Below are 15,402 nucleotides of genomic sequence, written 5' to 3' on the forward strand. Positions count from 1 at the left end.
ACTTACTGCCCGGCTGGCTGGGGTGCGCGTTTCGGGTGAAGGGCGGAGAGGCGTTAATGTTGGGGGGAGCGGGCTGATAGCCAGGCACTTGCTGCCCGGCTGGCTGGGGTGCGCGGATTGGGCGGAAGGGCGGGGTTGAGGGCCTTATAACTGCTGCCATTCAGGCAGGCGGTGGAACCATCTGCACCACGAGTAGAATCCCGCCATGGCCAGGCCGAAAAAGAGCCCTGCCAGCAGATTGGTTTCGATTGACGCTGCGTCTAAGGTGGGTAGTGAAAATGTAGGGAGGAAAAGCAGCAACGGTATCAACAAAATATACATTGAGCTAAATACCAGCAGGTTGAGCCAGAAGTCACTGAAAGGCGGCGGTGGCAGGTTAATGTTCATTTTCCACAGCAGTCGATGTAACGGTGGAGCCGTGCTGCTGGCCCATATCTGTTTATCCGCCATCAGCGCTAATGCCCGTGCCCGCCTGCGTTCAAAAATATCGTCTTTCATTGGTTAATCCCCTTTCGGGTGGCTATTTTCCGCATCGTAATCACAGCCTGACCCGACAACATGTCGTTCAGATGATCTTTTGCTGCCCGGCATAACAGCGACGGAACAGTCGGTTACATTGCCCGCTTTAGCGGCAGCGGAGCGACCAGCACTTTTACGCCGAGCGCCTCGAACGCGTTGACCTGCGCCGTTGTGATGCCGCTGTCGGTAATCAGATAGTGGATATTGCTCCAGTCGCACGGCAGCGCAAACATCGACACCTTATCAATCTTGCTGGAATCGGCCACCACATACACCGTGTTGGCTGAGCGAATCATCGCCAGCTTGACCTTGATGTCGGTTTCGCTCGGAAAGCTCAGGCCGAGGCGAGGTGAGATGCAGGCGGTCGCCAGAAACAGTTTCTCAGCTAATACGTTTTCAAAAAAGCTGGCTGCCTTTTCACCGGAGGTCGATAGCGTCGGGAACTTGAAGGTGCCGCCGGTCAGCAGAATATTGATGCCGGGTTCCCCACCCAGTTTCAGCGCGATATTCACCGCCGTAGTGACCACCGATAAGCGGCGAATATGAGTAATGGCGTCGGTGATGGCGGTGGTGGTGGTGCCGGAATCGAAAATCACTGTGTCACCATTTTCGATGTGCTGTGCCGCCAGCCGGCCAATGGCTTCTTTCTCTTCCAGATGGGTTTGCCGCTCAAGCAGCATCGCGCCGGTATTCTGTTTGCCAGTCATCAGGGTCGCGCCCCCGTGGTAGCGCTGGACAAAACCCTGTTTTTGCAGCATTCGCAGATCGCTGCGCAAGGTTGCTTCAGTCAGGCCAAAGGTCTCCGTCAGCGCTTTGACCGTGACGGTGCCATCCTCGCGGATCATCTCCAGAATCTTTTCGCGGCGTTGCTGCATGTCAGCTAACTGCTCACTTTTGCTTTTCAATCGAAATGCTCCCTTTTCCAATCGCAGGGTATTCAGGCGAAGAAGGATCTGTCGCAGAGTTTAACGCGCCATTTTTATGAATGCGAGATGGCCGCAAGAGATGTTCATTTTCGAACGAAAGTTAAAAAGATGCAGGTTATTGAATCACACCCGCTTTTACGATTGATGCTTTCTACTTTTATTTGCGCATTGCAAGCCAGATCACGTCTTTTCAATAAGATAATCATCGCTGACCAGCAGATGGTCGAAATTTGATCTGCCCCACATATCATTTCTTTTCGATAGCTTATATTTTTGTTCGAAAATGATTGCGTCAACGGCGACGGCAAAAAACTGAGGGGATAAGTGGGATGAGTGGTGAATATGACGTAAACCTGCGATATGGCGTGGATACCGCGCTGAATCTGGCTGACAAAGTCGCGGTGGTGACCGGCGGCCTGGGCGGCATTGCGATGGCGACCAATAGCATGTTGCTGGAAAAGGGGGCGCGTCTGGCGCTGCTTTATCCGCCGTTCGAAGCGGACAGGGTTGCCAGCCTGCAGCCAGAGTTTGCCGCCGATCGGGTGCAGTTTGTCTGTTGCGATGTCACCGATCCCGCCGCTGTTAGCCAGGCGTTTGATCAGGTTATTTCCCACTACGGCCACATTGATATCCTGGTGAACTGCGCCGGATATGTGATGTTACAGCCGGTGATTGATACCGATTTTGCCGAGTGGCAGAAGCAGATCGCCGTCAACCTTACCGGTCCTTTCCTCTGCTCGCAGGCGGCAGCGCGGCTGATGATCACCGCCGGTAACGGCGGAAAAATTATCAATATTGCCTCGCAGGCGGCCTCGATTGCGATCGATAACCACGTCGCTTACACCTCGGCCAAAGCCGGGCTGCTTGGCATGACCAAAGTGATGGCCAAAGAGTTTGCGCCGCACCGCATCAACGTCAATACCCTTTCGCCCACCGTAGTACTGACGCCGATGGGCGAAAAAGCCTGGCGCGGTGAGAAGGGCGAGCTGATGAAAAAACTGATTCCGTTAGGCCGCTTTGCATACACCGATGAGATCGCCGCGGCGGTGCTGTTTTTTGCCAGCAACGGCAGCGACATGATTACCGGCGCGGATTTAATGATCGATGGCGGATTTACCATCTGGTAAGGCTGCCCTGACACCCGGGAATCACCAACCAGTGATAACGATAAGAGAGAACATCATGAAAAACCGTACCCTGTTGTGCACTGCTGTGGCCGCCTGTCTGGTTTCGCAAGCGGCGTTCGCCGTCGAGAAAGGCACCATTATGATTCTGGTCAACTCACTTGATAATCCTTATTACGCCTCTGAAGCCAAAGGCGCCAACCTCAAAGCCCAGGCGCTGGGCTACAAAACCTCGGTGCTGTCGCACGGCGAAGATGTGAAGAAGCAGAGCGAACTGATCGATGCGGCTATCGGCAAAAAAGTGCAGGGTATCGTGCTGGATAACGCCGACTCAACGGCCAGCGTGGCGGCGATCAAAAAGGCCAAAGATGCCGGCATTCCGGTGGTGCTGATTAACCGCGAAATCCCGGTAGACGATGTGGCGCTGGCGCAGATTACCCACAACAACTTCCAGGCGGGGTCTGACGTGGCCAACGTGTTTGTCGAGAAGATGGGCGAGAAGGGCAAGTATGCCGAGCTGACCTGTAACCTGGCCGACAATAACTGCGTTACGCGCTCCAAATCGTTTCATCAGGTGCTGGATCAGTACAGCGATATGCAGAGCGTCGCGCGTCAGGATGCCAAAGGGACGCTGATCGACGGCAAGCGGATCATGGACAGTATTCTGCAGGCGCATCCGGATGTGAAAGGGGTGATTTGCGGCAATGGTCCGGTGGCGCTGGGGGCAATTGCAGCGCTGAAAGCGGCCGGACGCAATGATGTGATCGTAGTGGGTATTGATGGCAGCAATGACGAGCGGGATGCGGTGAAGGCAGGCTCCCTGAAAGCCACGGTGATGCTGCAGGCGCAGGCGATTGCGGCGCAGGGCGTAACCGATCTCGACAATTACATCCAGAAAGGCGCGAAGCCAGAAAAACAGCGCGTGATGTTCCGCGGCATCCTGATTACACCGGACAATGCCAACGGCGTGCAGGATTTTAACTTCAAGTCGTAATTAACCGCCGCGCGCCTGCCCGAGCGGGCGCCAGGGAGAATGAGATGTCCGGAAGAGTCTGGCTGACGCTGGTGGTCCTGCTGCTGAGCGGCTGCCGAATAGTGTCACAGCAACAGCTGGCCGAGCTGAAAAATCCCCCCAATCCGCAGATGGCAAATATCGATCAGGTCTGGCAGCAGAAACTGGTGCCGCAGCTGACGGCGGAGGCGAAACCGCTGGCGAGCTTAATCAAGTCGCTGCAGTCGGCTAAAGATTTCGACAGCGGCTGTCAATCCTATGGCTACCGCAGCCAGGCGGAGAATCCGTGCGTGTTTAGCGTGGCGGTGCGCGGCGAAATCACTGCGCTGAATACCACTTCACGCAGCGGCAAGATGAAAATTCGCGATGAATCAGGTGACACTGTCACTATTCAGGTCGGGCCGATCATTCGCGGTACCGCACTGCGCGATGCCTATAAGGGCGCAAGCTATCAGGACTTTAACGATCAGGTGCTGTTTGGCGATTACGGCAAAGCGATTAATCAGCAGGCATCCAGCCTGATGCAGAAATTCAAGCCAGCCGTGGGCGATAAGGTGACGGTCATCGGCGTGTTCAGCAGCTGGGACATTCCGCAGACGCTGCCGGACATCACCCCGGCGGCGATAAGCCGGCAATAAGGAGCGGCAGATGCAAGATCTTCAACCGCAGCAGAGCAGCGATGTGATCATCGAAACCCGCAACGTGTCACGTCTCTACCCCGGCGTAACTGCGCTCGATCAGGTTAATTACCGGGTCTATCGCAATAAGGTCAACGTGCTGATTGGCGAAAACGGTGCCGGTAAATCGACCATGATGAAGATGCTGGCGGGGGTGGAAACCCCTTCGTCGGGCGAGATTCTGCTGGACGGCAAAGTGGTGTCGCTTAGCTCTACGCATCAGGCAGAAAAACAGGGCATCAGCATTATTTTTCAGGAGCTGAACCTGTTTCCCAACATGAACGTGATGGACAACATCTTTATCGCCAACGAGTTTTTCCAGCGCGGGGTGATCAACGAGAAGTATCAGTATGCGCTGGCGAAGACGCTGCTTGAGCGACTGGAGCTGGATGTTGACCCCTATGCACCGCTCGGCGAGTTGGGCATCGGCCATCAGCAACTGGTGGAGATTGCCCGCGCGCTCTCCAAAGATACCCGGGTATTGATCATGGATGAACCGACCAGCGCACTGAGTCAGTCTGAAGTGAAAGTGCTGTTTAACGTGATTGCCCAGCTTAAGCGGCGCGGCGTCACCATCATCTATATCTCGCACCGGCTGGAAGAGCTGATGGAGATTGGCGATCACATCACCATTTTCCGCGATGGACGGTTCATCAGCGAACGCGAAGTGCGGGAGGCGAGCGTGCCGTGGATCATCGCTCAGATGGTGGGGGATAAGAAGAAGCAGTTTGATTATCAGGCCGCCCCGCAGGGCGAAACGGTGTTACAGGTTGAGGGGCTTACCGCCCTGCACCAGAACGGCGGTTACACCCTGAACGACGTCAGTTTTACGTTGCGTAAAGGGGAGGTCATCGGCATTTATGGCCTGCTGGGTGCCGGGCGAACCGAGCTGTTTAAGGGGCTGATTGGCCTGATGCCGTGCCAGTCGGGCCGGGTGCAACTGGCGGGGAAAGATCTGGCGAAACGCAGTTTCCAGCAGCGGTTAAAAAGCGGCATTGCGCTGGTGCCGGAAGATCGCAAGGGGGAAGGCGTGGTGGAGTTGATGTCGATTACCGCCAACATGACCCTCTCCGACCTCAGCCTGCGCGGTTTTCGCCGCGCGCTGCGGTTGCTCCGTCCGGCCCAGGAGAATCAGCGGGTCAATGAGATGATTGGGCATCTGTCGATCAAGGTCAGCGACGCCGAACTGCCTATCACCTCGCTGAGCGGCGGCAATCAGCAAAAAGTAGTGCTGGGTAAAGCGCTGATGACCGGTCCGCAGGTGGTGTTACTCGATGAACCGACGCGCGGTATCGACGTCGGTGCCAAAACTGACGTTTATCACCTGATTGGCAATCTGGCGCAACAGGGGCTGGCGGTGATGTTCTCCTCATCGGAACTGGATGAGGTAATGGCACTGGCGGACCGTATTTTAGTGATGGCTGATGGCCGGATTACCGCCGATCTACCGCGTGCTGTGGCAACGCGAGAGCAACTGATCGCGGCATCCACCCCGCAAGATTAAGCTGGCCGGAGAACTCCATGAACCAAAAATATCTGCTCTATATGTATCTGCTGAAGGCGCGCACCTTTATTGCGCTGCTGATTGTGGTCAGCTTTTTCAGCGTGATGGTTCCCAACTTCCTGACCCCGTCCAATCTGCTGATCATGACCCAGCACGTGGCGATTACCGGACTGCTGGCGATCGGCATGACGCTGGTCATTCTTACCGGCGGCATCGATCTGTCGGTGGGCGCGGTGGCCGGCATCTGCGGCATGGTGGCGGGCGCGCTGCTGACCAACGGCGTGCCGCTGTGGGGCGGCAATACCCTGTTCCTCAACGTGCCCGAAGTGATTCTGGTGGTGGCGATCTTTGGCGTGCTGGTGGGATTAATTAACGGCACGGTGATCACCCGGCTGGGCGTGGCACCGTTTATCTGTACCCTCGGGATGATGTACGTGGCGCGCGGCGCGGCGTTGCTGTTCAACGATGGCAGCACCTACGCCAATCTGGTCGGGCTGCCGGCACTCGGCAACACTGGCTTTGCGCTGCTCGGTTCCGGCACGGTGCTGGGGGTCTACATCCCGATCTGGCTGATGATCGGCTTTCTGCTGCTCGGGCTCTACCTGACGCGTAAAACCCCGCTCGGCCGATACATCTACGCCATCGGCGGCAATGAGTCAGCCGCACGGCTGGCGGGCGTGCCGATCATCAAAGTGAAAGTGTTTGTCTACGCCTTCTCCGGCCTGTGCGCGGGCCTGGTCGGGCTGGTGGTCGCTTCTCAGCTGCAAACGGCGCACCCGATGACCGGCAACATGTTTGAAATGGACGCGATTGGCGCCACGGTGCTGGGTGGTACGGCGCTGGCAGGCGGGCGCGGACGGGTTTCCGGTTCGATTATTGGCGCCTTTGTGATTGTCTTCCTGGCGGACGGCATGGTGATGATGGGCGTCAGCGATTTCTGGCAGATGGTGATTAAAGGGTTGGTGATTGTCACCGCAGTGGTGATTGACCAGTTCCAGCAACGTCTGCAAAGCAAAGTGGTGCTGTTACGTCGTCATGAAAAGAAGCTGCAGGCGGCACCGCTCTCTGACATCCGTCACAGTTAACAGGAGCGTTTATGACCCGCGATTTTAGTGGAAAAACAGTGGTGATCACCGGGGCCTGCCGAGGCATTGGTGCCGGTATTGCGGCCCGCTTTGCCCGCGATGGAGCGAAGCTGGTGATGGTATCGAACGCCGATCGCGTCTTTGCCACCGCCGAACAGCTCCAGCAGCAGTTCGGCAGTGAGATCCTGGCGCTGCAGGTGGACGTCACCGATGAGGCCGCGGTGCAGCAGCTCTACCAGCAGGCCGCCGAGCGCTTTGGTCAGATCGACGTGTCGATCCAGAATGCCGGGGTGATCACCATCGATCGCTTCGACAGTATGCCAAAAAGCGATTTTGACAAGGTGCTGGCGGTGAATACCACCGGCGTCTGGCTCTGCTGCCGTGAAGCGGCGAAATATATGGTAAAGCAGCGCAGCGGCAGCCTGATTAACACCTCATCGGGGCAGGGGCGGCAGGGCTTCATCTATACACCGCACTACGCCGCCAGCAAAATGGGGGTGATTGGCATTACCCAGAGTCTGGCGCTGGAGCTGGCGCCGTGGCACATCACGGTCAACGCATTTTGTCCCGGCATCATTGAGAGCGAAATGTGGGATTACAACGATCGCGTCTGGGGCGAAATCCTCAGTAACGATCAGAAAACCTACGGCAAAGGGGAGTTGATGGCGGAATGGGTGAATAACATTCCGTTGAAGCGTGCCGGTCAGCCTGAAGACGTCGCCGGGCTGGTGGCCTTTCTGGCGTCTGAAGATGCGCGCTACATCACCGGCCAGACAATTAATGTCGATGGCGGGTTAATTTTCTCCTGATGCGCGGTTGTCTCCTCCGGGCCTGCTGCGGCAGGCTTTTTTGTGTCAGAATTTTCTGGCATATGCACAATTTGTCACGTCTGTCCTGAATCGCTGTCACAATATGTTAAGGTAAAGGCGAGATATTTTTTCCTTCGCTCACGCTTAACCTTAATCCGAATGCCTGGTGACATGATACGAAAAACAGTGATTCTTTCTTTGATCGCGCCCACGCTGCTGGTTACCCAGCCCGCCCGCGCGTTACAGACCGAAACACGGGTGTCAGAGACGCCATTTGACGATCCGGCACGCTACTGTCAGTCGCTGGAGGCGCTCCCGACGCTGGGCAGCAGCGCGGAACAGGATGAAGAGTGGAGCAGGAAGCTGGCATCGATCGCTAAAAGCATCGGCGAAGCCAGCAACAATGACAGTGACGCATCCTTTGGTCAGCAGGCCGGGGTCTGGGCCTTTAATCATCTGCGCGATGAGGTAGCCAATCGGGTCGAGAGCGAAGGGCAGTCGCTGCTTTCGCCGTACGGCACGGCACAGCTCGATCTGATGGTGGACATGAACGGTAACTTTGCCGGCACCGGCGGCGATCTGTTCAGTGCGCTGGCTGACGAGAACAGTATGCTCACCTTCAGCCAGCTCGGGTTACACGATACCGGTGATGGCGTGGTCGGTAATGCCGGCCTGGGCCAGCGCTGGGATGCCGGCAACTGGCTGCTCGGCTACAACGGTTTTGTCGATCGGGTATTCAGCAGCGGTCTGCAGCGCGCTTCGCTCGGAACCGAAGCCTGGAATGATAATCTGCGGCTTTCAGCCAATTACTACATGCCGCTGTCGGGCTGGAAAAATCTTGGTAATTCTCAGCAACAGCGCATGGCGCGCGGCTATGACATCACCAGTCAAACCTACCTGCCTTTCTATCGTCAGCTCGGCGTCTCGGTGAGCTACCAGCAATATCTGGGCGAAAACGTCGATCTGTTTAACAGCGGCAACCGCTACCATAATCCTTCGGCGATGTCGTTTGGCCTGTCGTATACCCCAGTGCCGCTGGTGACGCTGTCGGCGACCCATAAAACCAGCAGTGCCGGAGAGACGCAGGATCAGCTTGGGCTGAAGCTCAATTATCGCTTCGGCGTGGCGCTGCGTCGCCAGCTGGATGCCAGTAATGTCGATGAAGCGCGCTCGCTGCGCGGCAGCCGTTACGATATTGTCAGCCGCAGCGATACGCCGGTGCTGTCATTCCGCCAGCGCAAAACCCTGTCAGTCTTCCTGGCGACGCCGCCGTGGCAATTAAACGCCGGTGAGAGCCTGCCGCTGAAGCTTCAGGTACGCGCCAGCAATCCGATCAAGGCGGTGAGCTGGCAGGGCGATACCCAGGCGCTGAGCCTGACGCCGCCGGCCAGTAACGCCGATCCGCAGGGCTGGAGCGTAATTTTACCGCAGTGGGATGACTCTCCGGGTGCCAGCAATGAATACCGGCTGTCGGTTACGCTGGAAGACAGCAAGCAGCAACGGGTAACCTCAAACTGGATCACCCTGAAAATTCAGCCGCCGATGGCGATGGACGATGCTTCCCAGGATGATCGTTACGATCTGATGGCACCAGTCGGCGCTTCCGGCGTCACGCTGTAGCGCACCGCACCAATAAAAACGGCCCGACAATCACTGTCGGGCCGTTGCGTAACACAGCGGGATAATCAGAACTGATAGATCAGGCCCACGCGGTAACGTCGTCGGTGGCCAGACCGAGTGGATTGTTGTCATTCAGCAGGTTGATACGGTACTCATCGTAAACCGATATGTTGTTGTTGAAGCATCAGGTTGCGCCAACCGCGGAGTACTTAATGAGGTCAGCGTCACCGATGTTCTCCATCTCATTGCCTTTCCATGACACATAGCCCCGCGACGGACGGAACCCATTCAGCAACTGATACTACGCCACGGCTTCGACATTTTGCGCTTTGTTGGCAAAACCGCCGCCGTCAGAGCGCCATAGGCCATCGATGTCGCTGCTGCGCTCATTCTTACCCGGATACTGCGCGACAAGGTTTAATCCCTCCACCAGACCAAAGAAGTCACTGTTGCGCCAGGTCAGCACGCCCGTCGAGCGAGCGGAAACAAAGGCATCGGTGTAACCGGAATCGCCGCCGAAGAACGGCAGCATATCGGTGTAACCGGGTACGTCATACACCAGGCCATAGCGACGGCCATCATCCAGAGCATTTTCCTCGCCAGATTTCAGCTCAGCATAGTTAGTGGTGGCAAATGCAGATTAATTGTTAAATCAACCCGGGCTGGCTGCGCGCCGCCCGGCGGGCAATCGCGGCTTTTACTGCACCGTGAAAAGGCGTAATGCGCTAAAACAGGGCAACGGCTGAGCTTTTTTGGACAGATAATTTATCAGCGATCACAAAAGCGATATTTCCTGCCATAAATGCATAATTCTGCTGATTAAAACCCGGCGCTGGCGCTTCGATCAGACAATTATTCACTATATATGCAAAATAAGTGAATATCATCGTTACCTAAGTTATTGATAATTCGTTTGATGACCCATTTTATGCATTAATCTCCTTGGCTGGCACGCTACCTGCACTCTACAGTAGAGCTGCTTCACAACATCCTTTAACAATTTTAAAACAAAAGCTTTACCCAGTCGGGGAAGCAGGAGAGCGGGTTATGTCACTGCAGGTTTCGCGTCACGATTTCGATCAATGGATGATGCCGGTTTATGCGCCCGCCGCATTTGTGCCGGTCCGCGCTGAAGGATCAACCGTCTGGGATCAAAACGGCAAGGATTACATCGATTTTGCCGGTGGCATTGCCGTCAATGCATTAGGGCATGCTCATCCGGCGTTACAGCAGGCGTTGCAGGAGCAGGCGGCGCGGTTATGGCATACCGGCAACGGTTATACCAACGAGCCTATTCTGCGTCTGGCTAAGCAGCTGATCGATGCCACCTTCGCTGATCGGGTGTTCTTTTGTAACTCCGGTGCCGAGGCGAATGAAGCCGCGCTGAAACTGGCGCGTAAAGTTGCACACGACCGCTTTGGTCCGGCTAAAAGCGGCATTGTCGCCTTTAATAACGCCTTCCATGGCCGCACCCTGTTTACCGTTTCCGCCGGAGGACAACCGGCCTATTCCAAAGATTTTGCCCCTTTGCCGCCTGACATTCAGCATGCGCCTTTCAACGATCTGGCCGCTGCAGCAGCGCTGATTAATGACGATACCTGTGCAGTGATTGTTGAACCGATTCAGGGTGAAGGGGGCGTGGTGCCTGCTGAACCGGCGTTCCTGCGCGGACTGCGTGAGCTGTGCGATAAGCATCATGCGGTGCTGATTTTTGACGAAGTACAAAGCGGCGTCGGTCGCACCGGTTCGCTTTATGCCTACATGCACTACGGCGTAACGCCTGACGTGCTGACCAGCGCTAAAGCGCTCGGCGGCGGCTTCCCGATCGGGGCGATGCTGACGCGTGAAGATCTGGCGTTAGTGATGGGCGTCGGCACGCACGGCACCACCTACGGCGGTAATCCGCTGGCTGGTGCGGTCGCCGGTAAAGTGATGGAACTGATTAATCAACCGGCCCTGATGGCTGGCGTGACCGAGCGACACCAGTGGATCGTCGCCGCGCTTGACGAGATTAACCAGCGGCTGCACCTGTTTAAACAGGTTCGCGGACTGGGTCTGCTAATTGGTGCGGTGCTGAACGACGATTTTGCCGGCAAAGCGAAGCAGATCAATCTCGCCGCGGCAGAAATGGGGGTAATGGTGCTGATCGCCGGTGCCAACGTGGTGCGTTTCGCCCCGGCGCTCAATATCAGTGAGCAGGAAGTGAAGCTGGGCATGGCACGCTTCGCCGAGGTTTGTGAACGCCTGGTACGAGGGTCCGCATCATGATGATAATCCGTCCGGTTGAACGCGATGATCTGAGCCAGCTGCTGGCGCTGGCAGGCAAAACCGGCGGCGGGCTGACCTCGCTGCCGGTTGATAGCGCTACCTTGCAGGCGCGTATCGATCGATCGCTGCAAACCTGGCAGGATACGCTACCGCGCGCCGAGCAGGGCTATGTGTTTGTGCTGGCCGACAGCGAAGACAATCGCGCAGTCGGGATTTGCGCTATCGAAGTGGCGGTGGGCCTGCAGGACCCCTGGTATAACTTCCGGGTTGGCACTCAGGTGCATGCATCCAAAGAGCTGAATGTTTATGCCGCGCTGCCCACGCTGTCGTTGAGTAACGACCATACCGGCAGCAGTGAGCTGTGTACGCTGTTCCTTGATCCGGACTACCGCGACGGTAAAAACGGCTATCTGCTGTCAAAGTCGCGCTTTCTGTTTATGGCTAATTTCCGCGAGCGCTTTATGGATCGGGTGGTGGCTGAGATGCGCGGCGTCAGCGATGAGCACGGCCATTCGCCGTTCTGGGACAGCGTCGGCAGCCGTTTCTTCTCGATGGAATTCAGCAAAGCCGACTTCCTGAGCGGCACCGGTCAGAAATCGTTTATCGCCGAGCTGATGCCAAAACACCCGCTCTATATTCACTATCTGTCACCAGAAGCGCAGGCGGTGATTGGCGAGGTGCATCCTAAAACTGCGCCGGCCCGCGCCGTGCTGGAGGCGGAAGGTTTTCGCTACCTCAACTATGTCGACATTTTTGATGGCGGTCCGACGCTGGAGTGCGACATTGATCGGATCCGTGCGGTACGCAAGAGTCGGCTGCGCTGTGCGGAATCGGGCGAAAATCGCCACGATGCGCCGCTGTGCCTGGTCGCCAACAACAATTATCGCCAGTTCCGCGTGGCGCTGATTCCGGCCGAGGCTGACAGCGACTGTGTGCACCTGACCGATGAACAGATGCGGGCGTTGCATTGCCAGCCGGGCGATAGCCTGCGCGTGGTGCCGCTCTGCAGCGAGGAGAAAAAAGCATGACCCACCTGATTAATGGAGACTGGCTAAGCGGCGAGGCTGAATCGCTGGTCAAATCAGACCCGGTAAGCGGTGAAACCCTGTGGCAGGGCCAGGCGGCTTCGCCGGCACAGGTCAGTGCCGCCTGTGAAGCGGCGCGCGCCGCGTTTCCCGGCTGGGCAAAACGGCCGTTTGCCGAGCGTCAGGCGACGGTAGAAAAATTTGCCACGCAGCTGGAGGCGCACAAGGCTGAGCTGGCGGAAACCATTGCCCGTGAAACCGGAAAACCGCGCTGGGAAGCGCTGACTGAAGTCGGCGCGATGATCAATAAAATCGCTATCTCGGTTAAGGCCTATCACAGCCGGACGGGTGAACAGTCGGAAGGTGAGAGCAGCCTGCGTCACCGTCCTCACGGCGTGCTGGCGGTGTTTGGTCCCTATAATTTCCCTGGACATCTGCCGAACGGTCATATCGTTCCGGCGCTGCTGGCCGGTAACTGCGTGGTGTTCAAACCCAGCGAGCTGACGCCGCTGACGGCTGAGAAAACCGTGCAGCTCTGGCTGGCGGCTGGCCTGCCCGCCGGTGTGCTGGCGCTGCTGCAGGGCGGTCGGGAAACCGGACAGGCGCTGGCCGCGGATAACCAGATCGATGGCCTGCTGTTTACCGGCAGCGCGCATACCGGTTATCAGCTACACCGTCAGTTTGCCGGCCAGCCAGAGAAGATGCTGGCGCTGGAGATGGGCGGTAACAATGCGCTGATCGTTGAAGATCCGGCTGATATTGACGCTGCGGTACACATTGCGCTGCAGTCGGCGTTTATCACTGCCGGTCAGCGCTGCACCTGTGCCCGTCGGCTGCTGGTGAAACGCGGCGCGGCAGGCGATGCTTTTTTACAGCGGCTGGTGGAAGTGGCCGGTCGTTTGCAGCCGGGCCGCTGGAACGCAGAGCCGCAGCCGTTTATGGGCAGCGTGATTTCGACCGCAGCGGCAGAAAAAATTTATGGCGAATGGCAGCAGCGGGTCGCGGCGGGCGGCAAGGTGCTGCTGGCGATGCGCTGGCCGGATCGCCACAGCGCACTACTGACGCCGGGCATTATTGAACTGACTGGCGTCGAAGGCGTTGCGGATGAAGAGGTGTTTGGTCCCTTGCTCGGGGTGATTCGCTATGACCATTACGATGATGCGATTGCGCTGGCCAACCAGACGCGCTACGGCCTGTCGTGCGGCTTGATTTCACCGTCGCGTCAGCAGTTTGATCAGCTGTTGCTTGAGGCACGCGCCGGCATCGTAAACTGGAATAAACCGTTGACCGGGGCGGCCAGTACTGCGCCGTTTGGCGGCATTGGAGCATCGGGCAACCACCGCGCCAGCGCCTGGTACGCCGCCGACTACTGTGCCTGGCCGATGGCCTCGCTGGAGACGCCGGATCTGACGCTGCCTGCCACGCTATCGCCGGGGCTTGATTTCGCCGGCGCGGAGACGGCCAAATGAAAGCAACAGAAGCGAACTTTGATGGGCTGGTGGGTTTAACTCACCATTATGCCGGTCTGTCGTTTGGTAATGAGGCCTCGACGCGTAATCAGCTGCAGCCGTCGAATCCCCGTCTGGCGGCGAAGCAGGGCCTGCTGAAGATGAAGGCGCTGGCGGATATGGGCTATCTGCAGGGTGTCATTCCGCCTCATGAGCGGCCAAATATTGCGGCGCTGCGTCAGTTAGGCTTCAGCGGCAGCGATGAGCAGGTGCTGGCCCGCGCCGGGAAAACCGCACCGGGTTTACTCTCGGCCGCCAGTTCCGCTTCGGCGATGTGGGTAGCAAATGCTGCCACGGTCTCGCCGTCGGCTGACAGTGGTGATGGCCGGGTCCATCTGACCGTCGCTAACCTCAACAACAAGTTTCATCGGGCGATGGAAGCGCCGGAGACCGCGTTACTGCTGCGCGCCATTTTCCGCGATAGCCGCCATTTTACGGTGCATGATGCTTTGCCGCAGGTCGCGATGTTTGGCGATGAAGGCGCGGCCAACCATAACCGGTTTGGCGGAGATTATGGTGAGCGCGGCGTGCAGCTGTTTGTTTACGGTCGCGACAGCAGCCACGAAGGGATGGCGCCGCAGCGTTATCCGGCCCGTCAGACACGCGAAGCCAGTGAAGCGGTGGCGCGACTGCATCAGCTCTCACCCGATCATCTGCTGTTTGCCCAGCAAAACCCGGCGGTTATCGATCAGGGCGTGTTTCATAATGATGTGATTGCCGTCAGCAATCAGCAGATGCTGTTCTGTCATCAGCACGCCTTTGTCGATCAGCCTGCGTTACTGGCCGAGTTACAGGCGCGGGTACCGGGATTTGTGGCGCTGGAAGTGCCGGAAAATCGGGTATCAGTGAAGGATGCGGTTAACACCTATCTGTTCAACAGCCAGCTACTGAGTCAGCCCGACGGCAGCATGCTGCTGGTGCTGCCGGAAGAGTCACGTCAGCACGCGGGCGTCTGGGATTATCTGTGCGAACAGGTGGAGAGCGGTGGTCCGCTGAAGGCATTGAAGGTGTTTGATCTGCGTGAAAGCATGTATAACGGAGGCGGCCCGGCCTGCCTGCGCTTGCGGGTGGTGCTGACGCCTCAGGAGCAGCAGGCGGTCAATCCGGCGGTGATGATGAACGATCGGCTGTTCGTCACCCTTAACCAGTGGGTTGATCGTCACTATCGCGATCGCCTGACTCAGGCCGATCTGGTCGATCCTCAGCTGCTGCGCGAAGGACGTGACGCGCTGGATGAATTGACGAAGCTGCTAGACTTAGGAAATGTGTACGCATTTCAGCAGTGAAGGGCGCGGCAGCAGAGGCTGCCGTTCGCTTCAGGCCAA

The 15,402-nt window shown here is 57.4% G+C and carries 13 protein-coding genes and 1 pseudogene; 11 read left to right on the forward strand and 3 right to left on the reverse strand.

Annotated elements, in window-relative coordinates; all coding sequences use genetic code 11:
* Positions 1-144 precede the first annotated feature (144 nt).
* A complete protein-coding gene (locus AC6I8D_RS07990) occupies positions 145-498 on the reverse strand; it encodes a DUF6404 family protein (RefSeq protein WP_497819914.1) in 354 nt (117 codons plus the stop codon).
* A 113-nt stretch (positions 499-611) separates the two neighbouring features.
* Positions 612-1,424 (reverse strand): DeoR/GlpR family DNA-binding transcription regulator, encoded by an 813-nt coding sequence (locus tag AC6I8D_RS07995; protein WP_312057054.1) that lies wholly within the window; start codon positions 1,422-1,424, stop codon positions 612-614.
* Positions 1,425-1,774: 350 nt separating this feature from the next.
* Between AC6I8D_RS07995 and AC6I8D_RS08000 the strand changes: the two genes are divergently transcribed.
* The 7 genes from AC6I8D_RS08000 (at position 1,775) to AC6I8D_RS08030 (ending at position 9,276) form a co-directional block, all read left to right on the forward strand.
* A complete protein-coding gene (locus AC6I8D_RS08000; protein ID WP_497819915.1) occupies positions 1,775-2,572 on the forward strand; it encodes a GolD/DthD family dehydrogenase in 798 nt (265 codons plus the stop codon).
* A gap of 55 nt (positions 2,573-2,627) precedes the next feature.
* Positions 2,628-3,563: a D-ribose ABC transporter substrate-binding protein gene (locus tag AC6I8D_RS08005; protein ID WP_312057059.1), complete on the forward strand. Its 936-nt coding sequence runs from the start codon at positions 2,628-2,630 to the stop codon at positions 3,561-3,563.
* Positions 3,564-3,607: 44 nt separating this feature from the next.
* Positions 3,608-4,219, forward strand: a complete 612-nt coding sequence (locus tag AC6I8D_RS08010) for a DUF2291 family protein (RefSeq protein ID WP_497819916.1) — start codon at positions 3,608-3,610, stop codon at positions 4,217-4,219.
* A 10-nt stretch (positions 4,220-4,229) separates the two neighbouring features.
* The gene (locus AC6I8D_RS08015) at positions 4,230-5,762 is read left to right on the forward strand and encodes a sugar ABC transporter ATP-binding protein (RefSeq protein ID WP_089561234.1); all 1,533 of its coding nucleotides are present in this window, start codon (positions 4,230-4,232) and stop codon (positions 5,760-5,762) included.
* A gap of 17 nt (positions 5,763-5,779) precedes the next feature.
* On the forward strand, positions 5,780-6,847 hold the full coding sequence (locus tag AC6I8D_RS08020) for an ABC transporter permease (protein WP_312057353.1): 1,068 nt from the start codon (positions 5,780-5,782) through the stop codon (positions 6,845-6,847).
* Between the two features lie 11 nt (positions 6,848-6,858).
* A complete protein-coding gene (locus AC6I8D_RS08025; protein ID WP_312057351.1) occupies positions 6,859-7,656 on the forward strand; it encodes a glucose 1-dehydrogenase in 798 nt (265 codons plus the stop codon).
* 171 nt (positions 7,657-7,827) lie between these two features.
* Positions 7,828-9,276, forward strand: coding sequence for a YchO/YchP family invasin (locus tag AC6I8D_RS08030; RefSeq protein WP_497819917.1), 1,449 nt, complete (start codon positions 7,828-7,830; stop codon positions 9,274-9,276).
* 65 nt (positions 9,277-9,341) lie between these two features.
* Here AC6I8D_RS08030 and AC6I8D_RS08035 read toward each other — a convergent pair.
* Positions 9,342-9,895 (reverse strand): annotated as a pseudogene (locus AC6I8D_RS08035) (porin); the annotation flags it as partial.
* A gap of 428 nt (positions 9,896-10,323) precedes the next feature.
* Between AC6I8D_RS08035 and AC6I8D_RS08040 the strand changes: the two are divergent.
* From AC6I8D_RS08040 to astB, 4 genes are read left to right on the forward strand one after another with little or no spacing between them, the layout of a single operon-like run.
* On the forward strand, positions 10,324-11,544 hold the full coding sequence (locus AC6I8D_RS08040; protein ID WP_312057348.1) for an aspartate aminotransferase family protein: 1,221 nt from the start codon (positions 10,324-10,326) through the stop codon (positions 11,542-11,544).
* Complete coding sequence (gene astA, locus AC6I8D_RS08045) at positions 11,541-12,572, forward strand: arginine N-succinyltransferase (RefSeq protein ID WP_312057347.1); 1,032 nt, start codon at positions 11,541-11,543, stop codon at positions 12,570-12,572. The genes AC6I8D_RS08040 and astA overlap by 4 nt, the downstream gene beginning before the upstream one ends.
* Entirely contained in the window at positions 12,569-14,038 is a 1,470-nt protein-coding gene (gene astD, locus AC6I8D_RS08050) for a succinylglutamate-semialdehyde dehydrogenase (protein ID WP_497819918.1), read from the forward strand. The genes astA and astD overlap by 4 nt, the downstream gene beginning before the upstream one ends.
* Positions 14,035-15,363, forward strand: coding sequence for an N-succinylarginine dihydrolase (astB, locus tag AC6I8D_RS08055; protein ID WP_312057344.1), 1,329 nt, complete (start codon positions 14,035-14,037; stop codon positions 15,361-15,363). Before astD ends, astB begins: the two co-directional genes overlap by 4 nt.
* Positions 15,364-15,402: the final 39 nt, after the last annotated feature.

The organism is Pantoea sp. X-Soil-MYKO-1785, assembly GCF_059730675.1.

Bases quoted from the DNA above. Each gene is read 5' to 3' on its own strand.
- AC6I8D_RS07990 (WP_497819914.1), bottom strand. From the start codon at position 498: ATGAAAGACGATATTTTTGAACGCAGGCGGGCACGGGCATTAGCGCTG.
- AC6I8D_RS08000 (WP_497819915.1), top strand. From the start codon at position 1,775: ATGAGTGGTGAATATGACGTAAACCTGCGATATGGCGTGGATACCGCG.
- AC6I8D_RS08005 (WP_312057059.1), top strand. From the start codon at position 2,628: ATGAAAAACCGTACCCTGTTGTGCACTGCTGTGGCCGCCTGTCTGGTT.
- AC6I8D_RS08010 (WP_497819916.1), top strand. From the start codon at position 3,608: ATGTCCGGAAGAGTCTGGCTGACGCTGGTGGTCCTGCTGCTGAGCGGC.
- AC6I8D_RS08015 (WP_089561234.1), top strand. From the start codon at position 4,230: ATGCAAGATCTTCAACCGCAGCAGAGCAGCGATGTGATCATCGAAACC.
- AC6I8D_RS08020 (WP_312057353.1), top strand. From the start codon at position 5,780: ATGAACCAAAAATATCTGCTCTATATGTATCTGCTGAAGGCGCGCACC.
- AC6I8D_RS08025 (WP_312057351.1), top strand. From the start codon at position 6,859: ATGACCCGCGATTTTAGTGGAAAAACAGTGGTGATCACCGGGGCCTGC.
- AC6I8D_RS08030 (WP_497819917.1), top strand. From the start codon at position 7,828: ATGATACGAAAAACAGTGATTCTTTCTTTGATCGCGCCCACGCTGCTG.
- AC6I8D_RS08040 (WP_312057348.1), top strand. From the start codon at position 10,324: ATGTCACTGCAGGTTTCGCGTCACGATTTCGATCAATGGATGATGCCG.
- astA (WP_312057347.1), top strand. From the start codon at position 11,541: ATGATGATAATCCGTCCGGTTGAACGCGATGATCTGAGCCAGCTGCTG.
- astD (WP_497819918.1), top strand. From the start codon at position 12,569: ATGACCCACCTGATTAATGGAGACTGGCTAAGCGGCGAGGCTGAATCG.
- astB (WP_312057344.1), top strand. From the start codon at position 14,035: ATGAAAGCAACAGAAGCGAACTTTGATGGGCTGGTGGGTTTAACTCAC.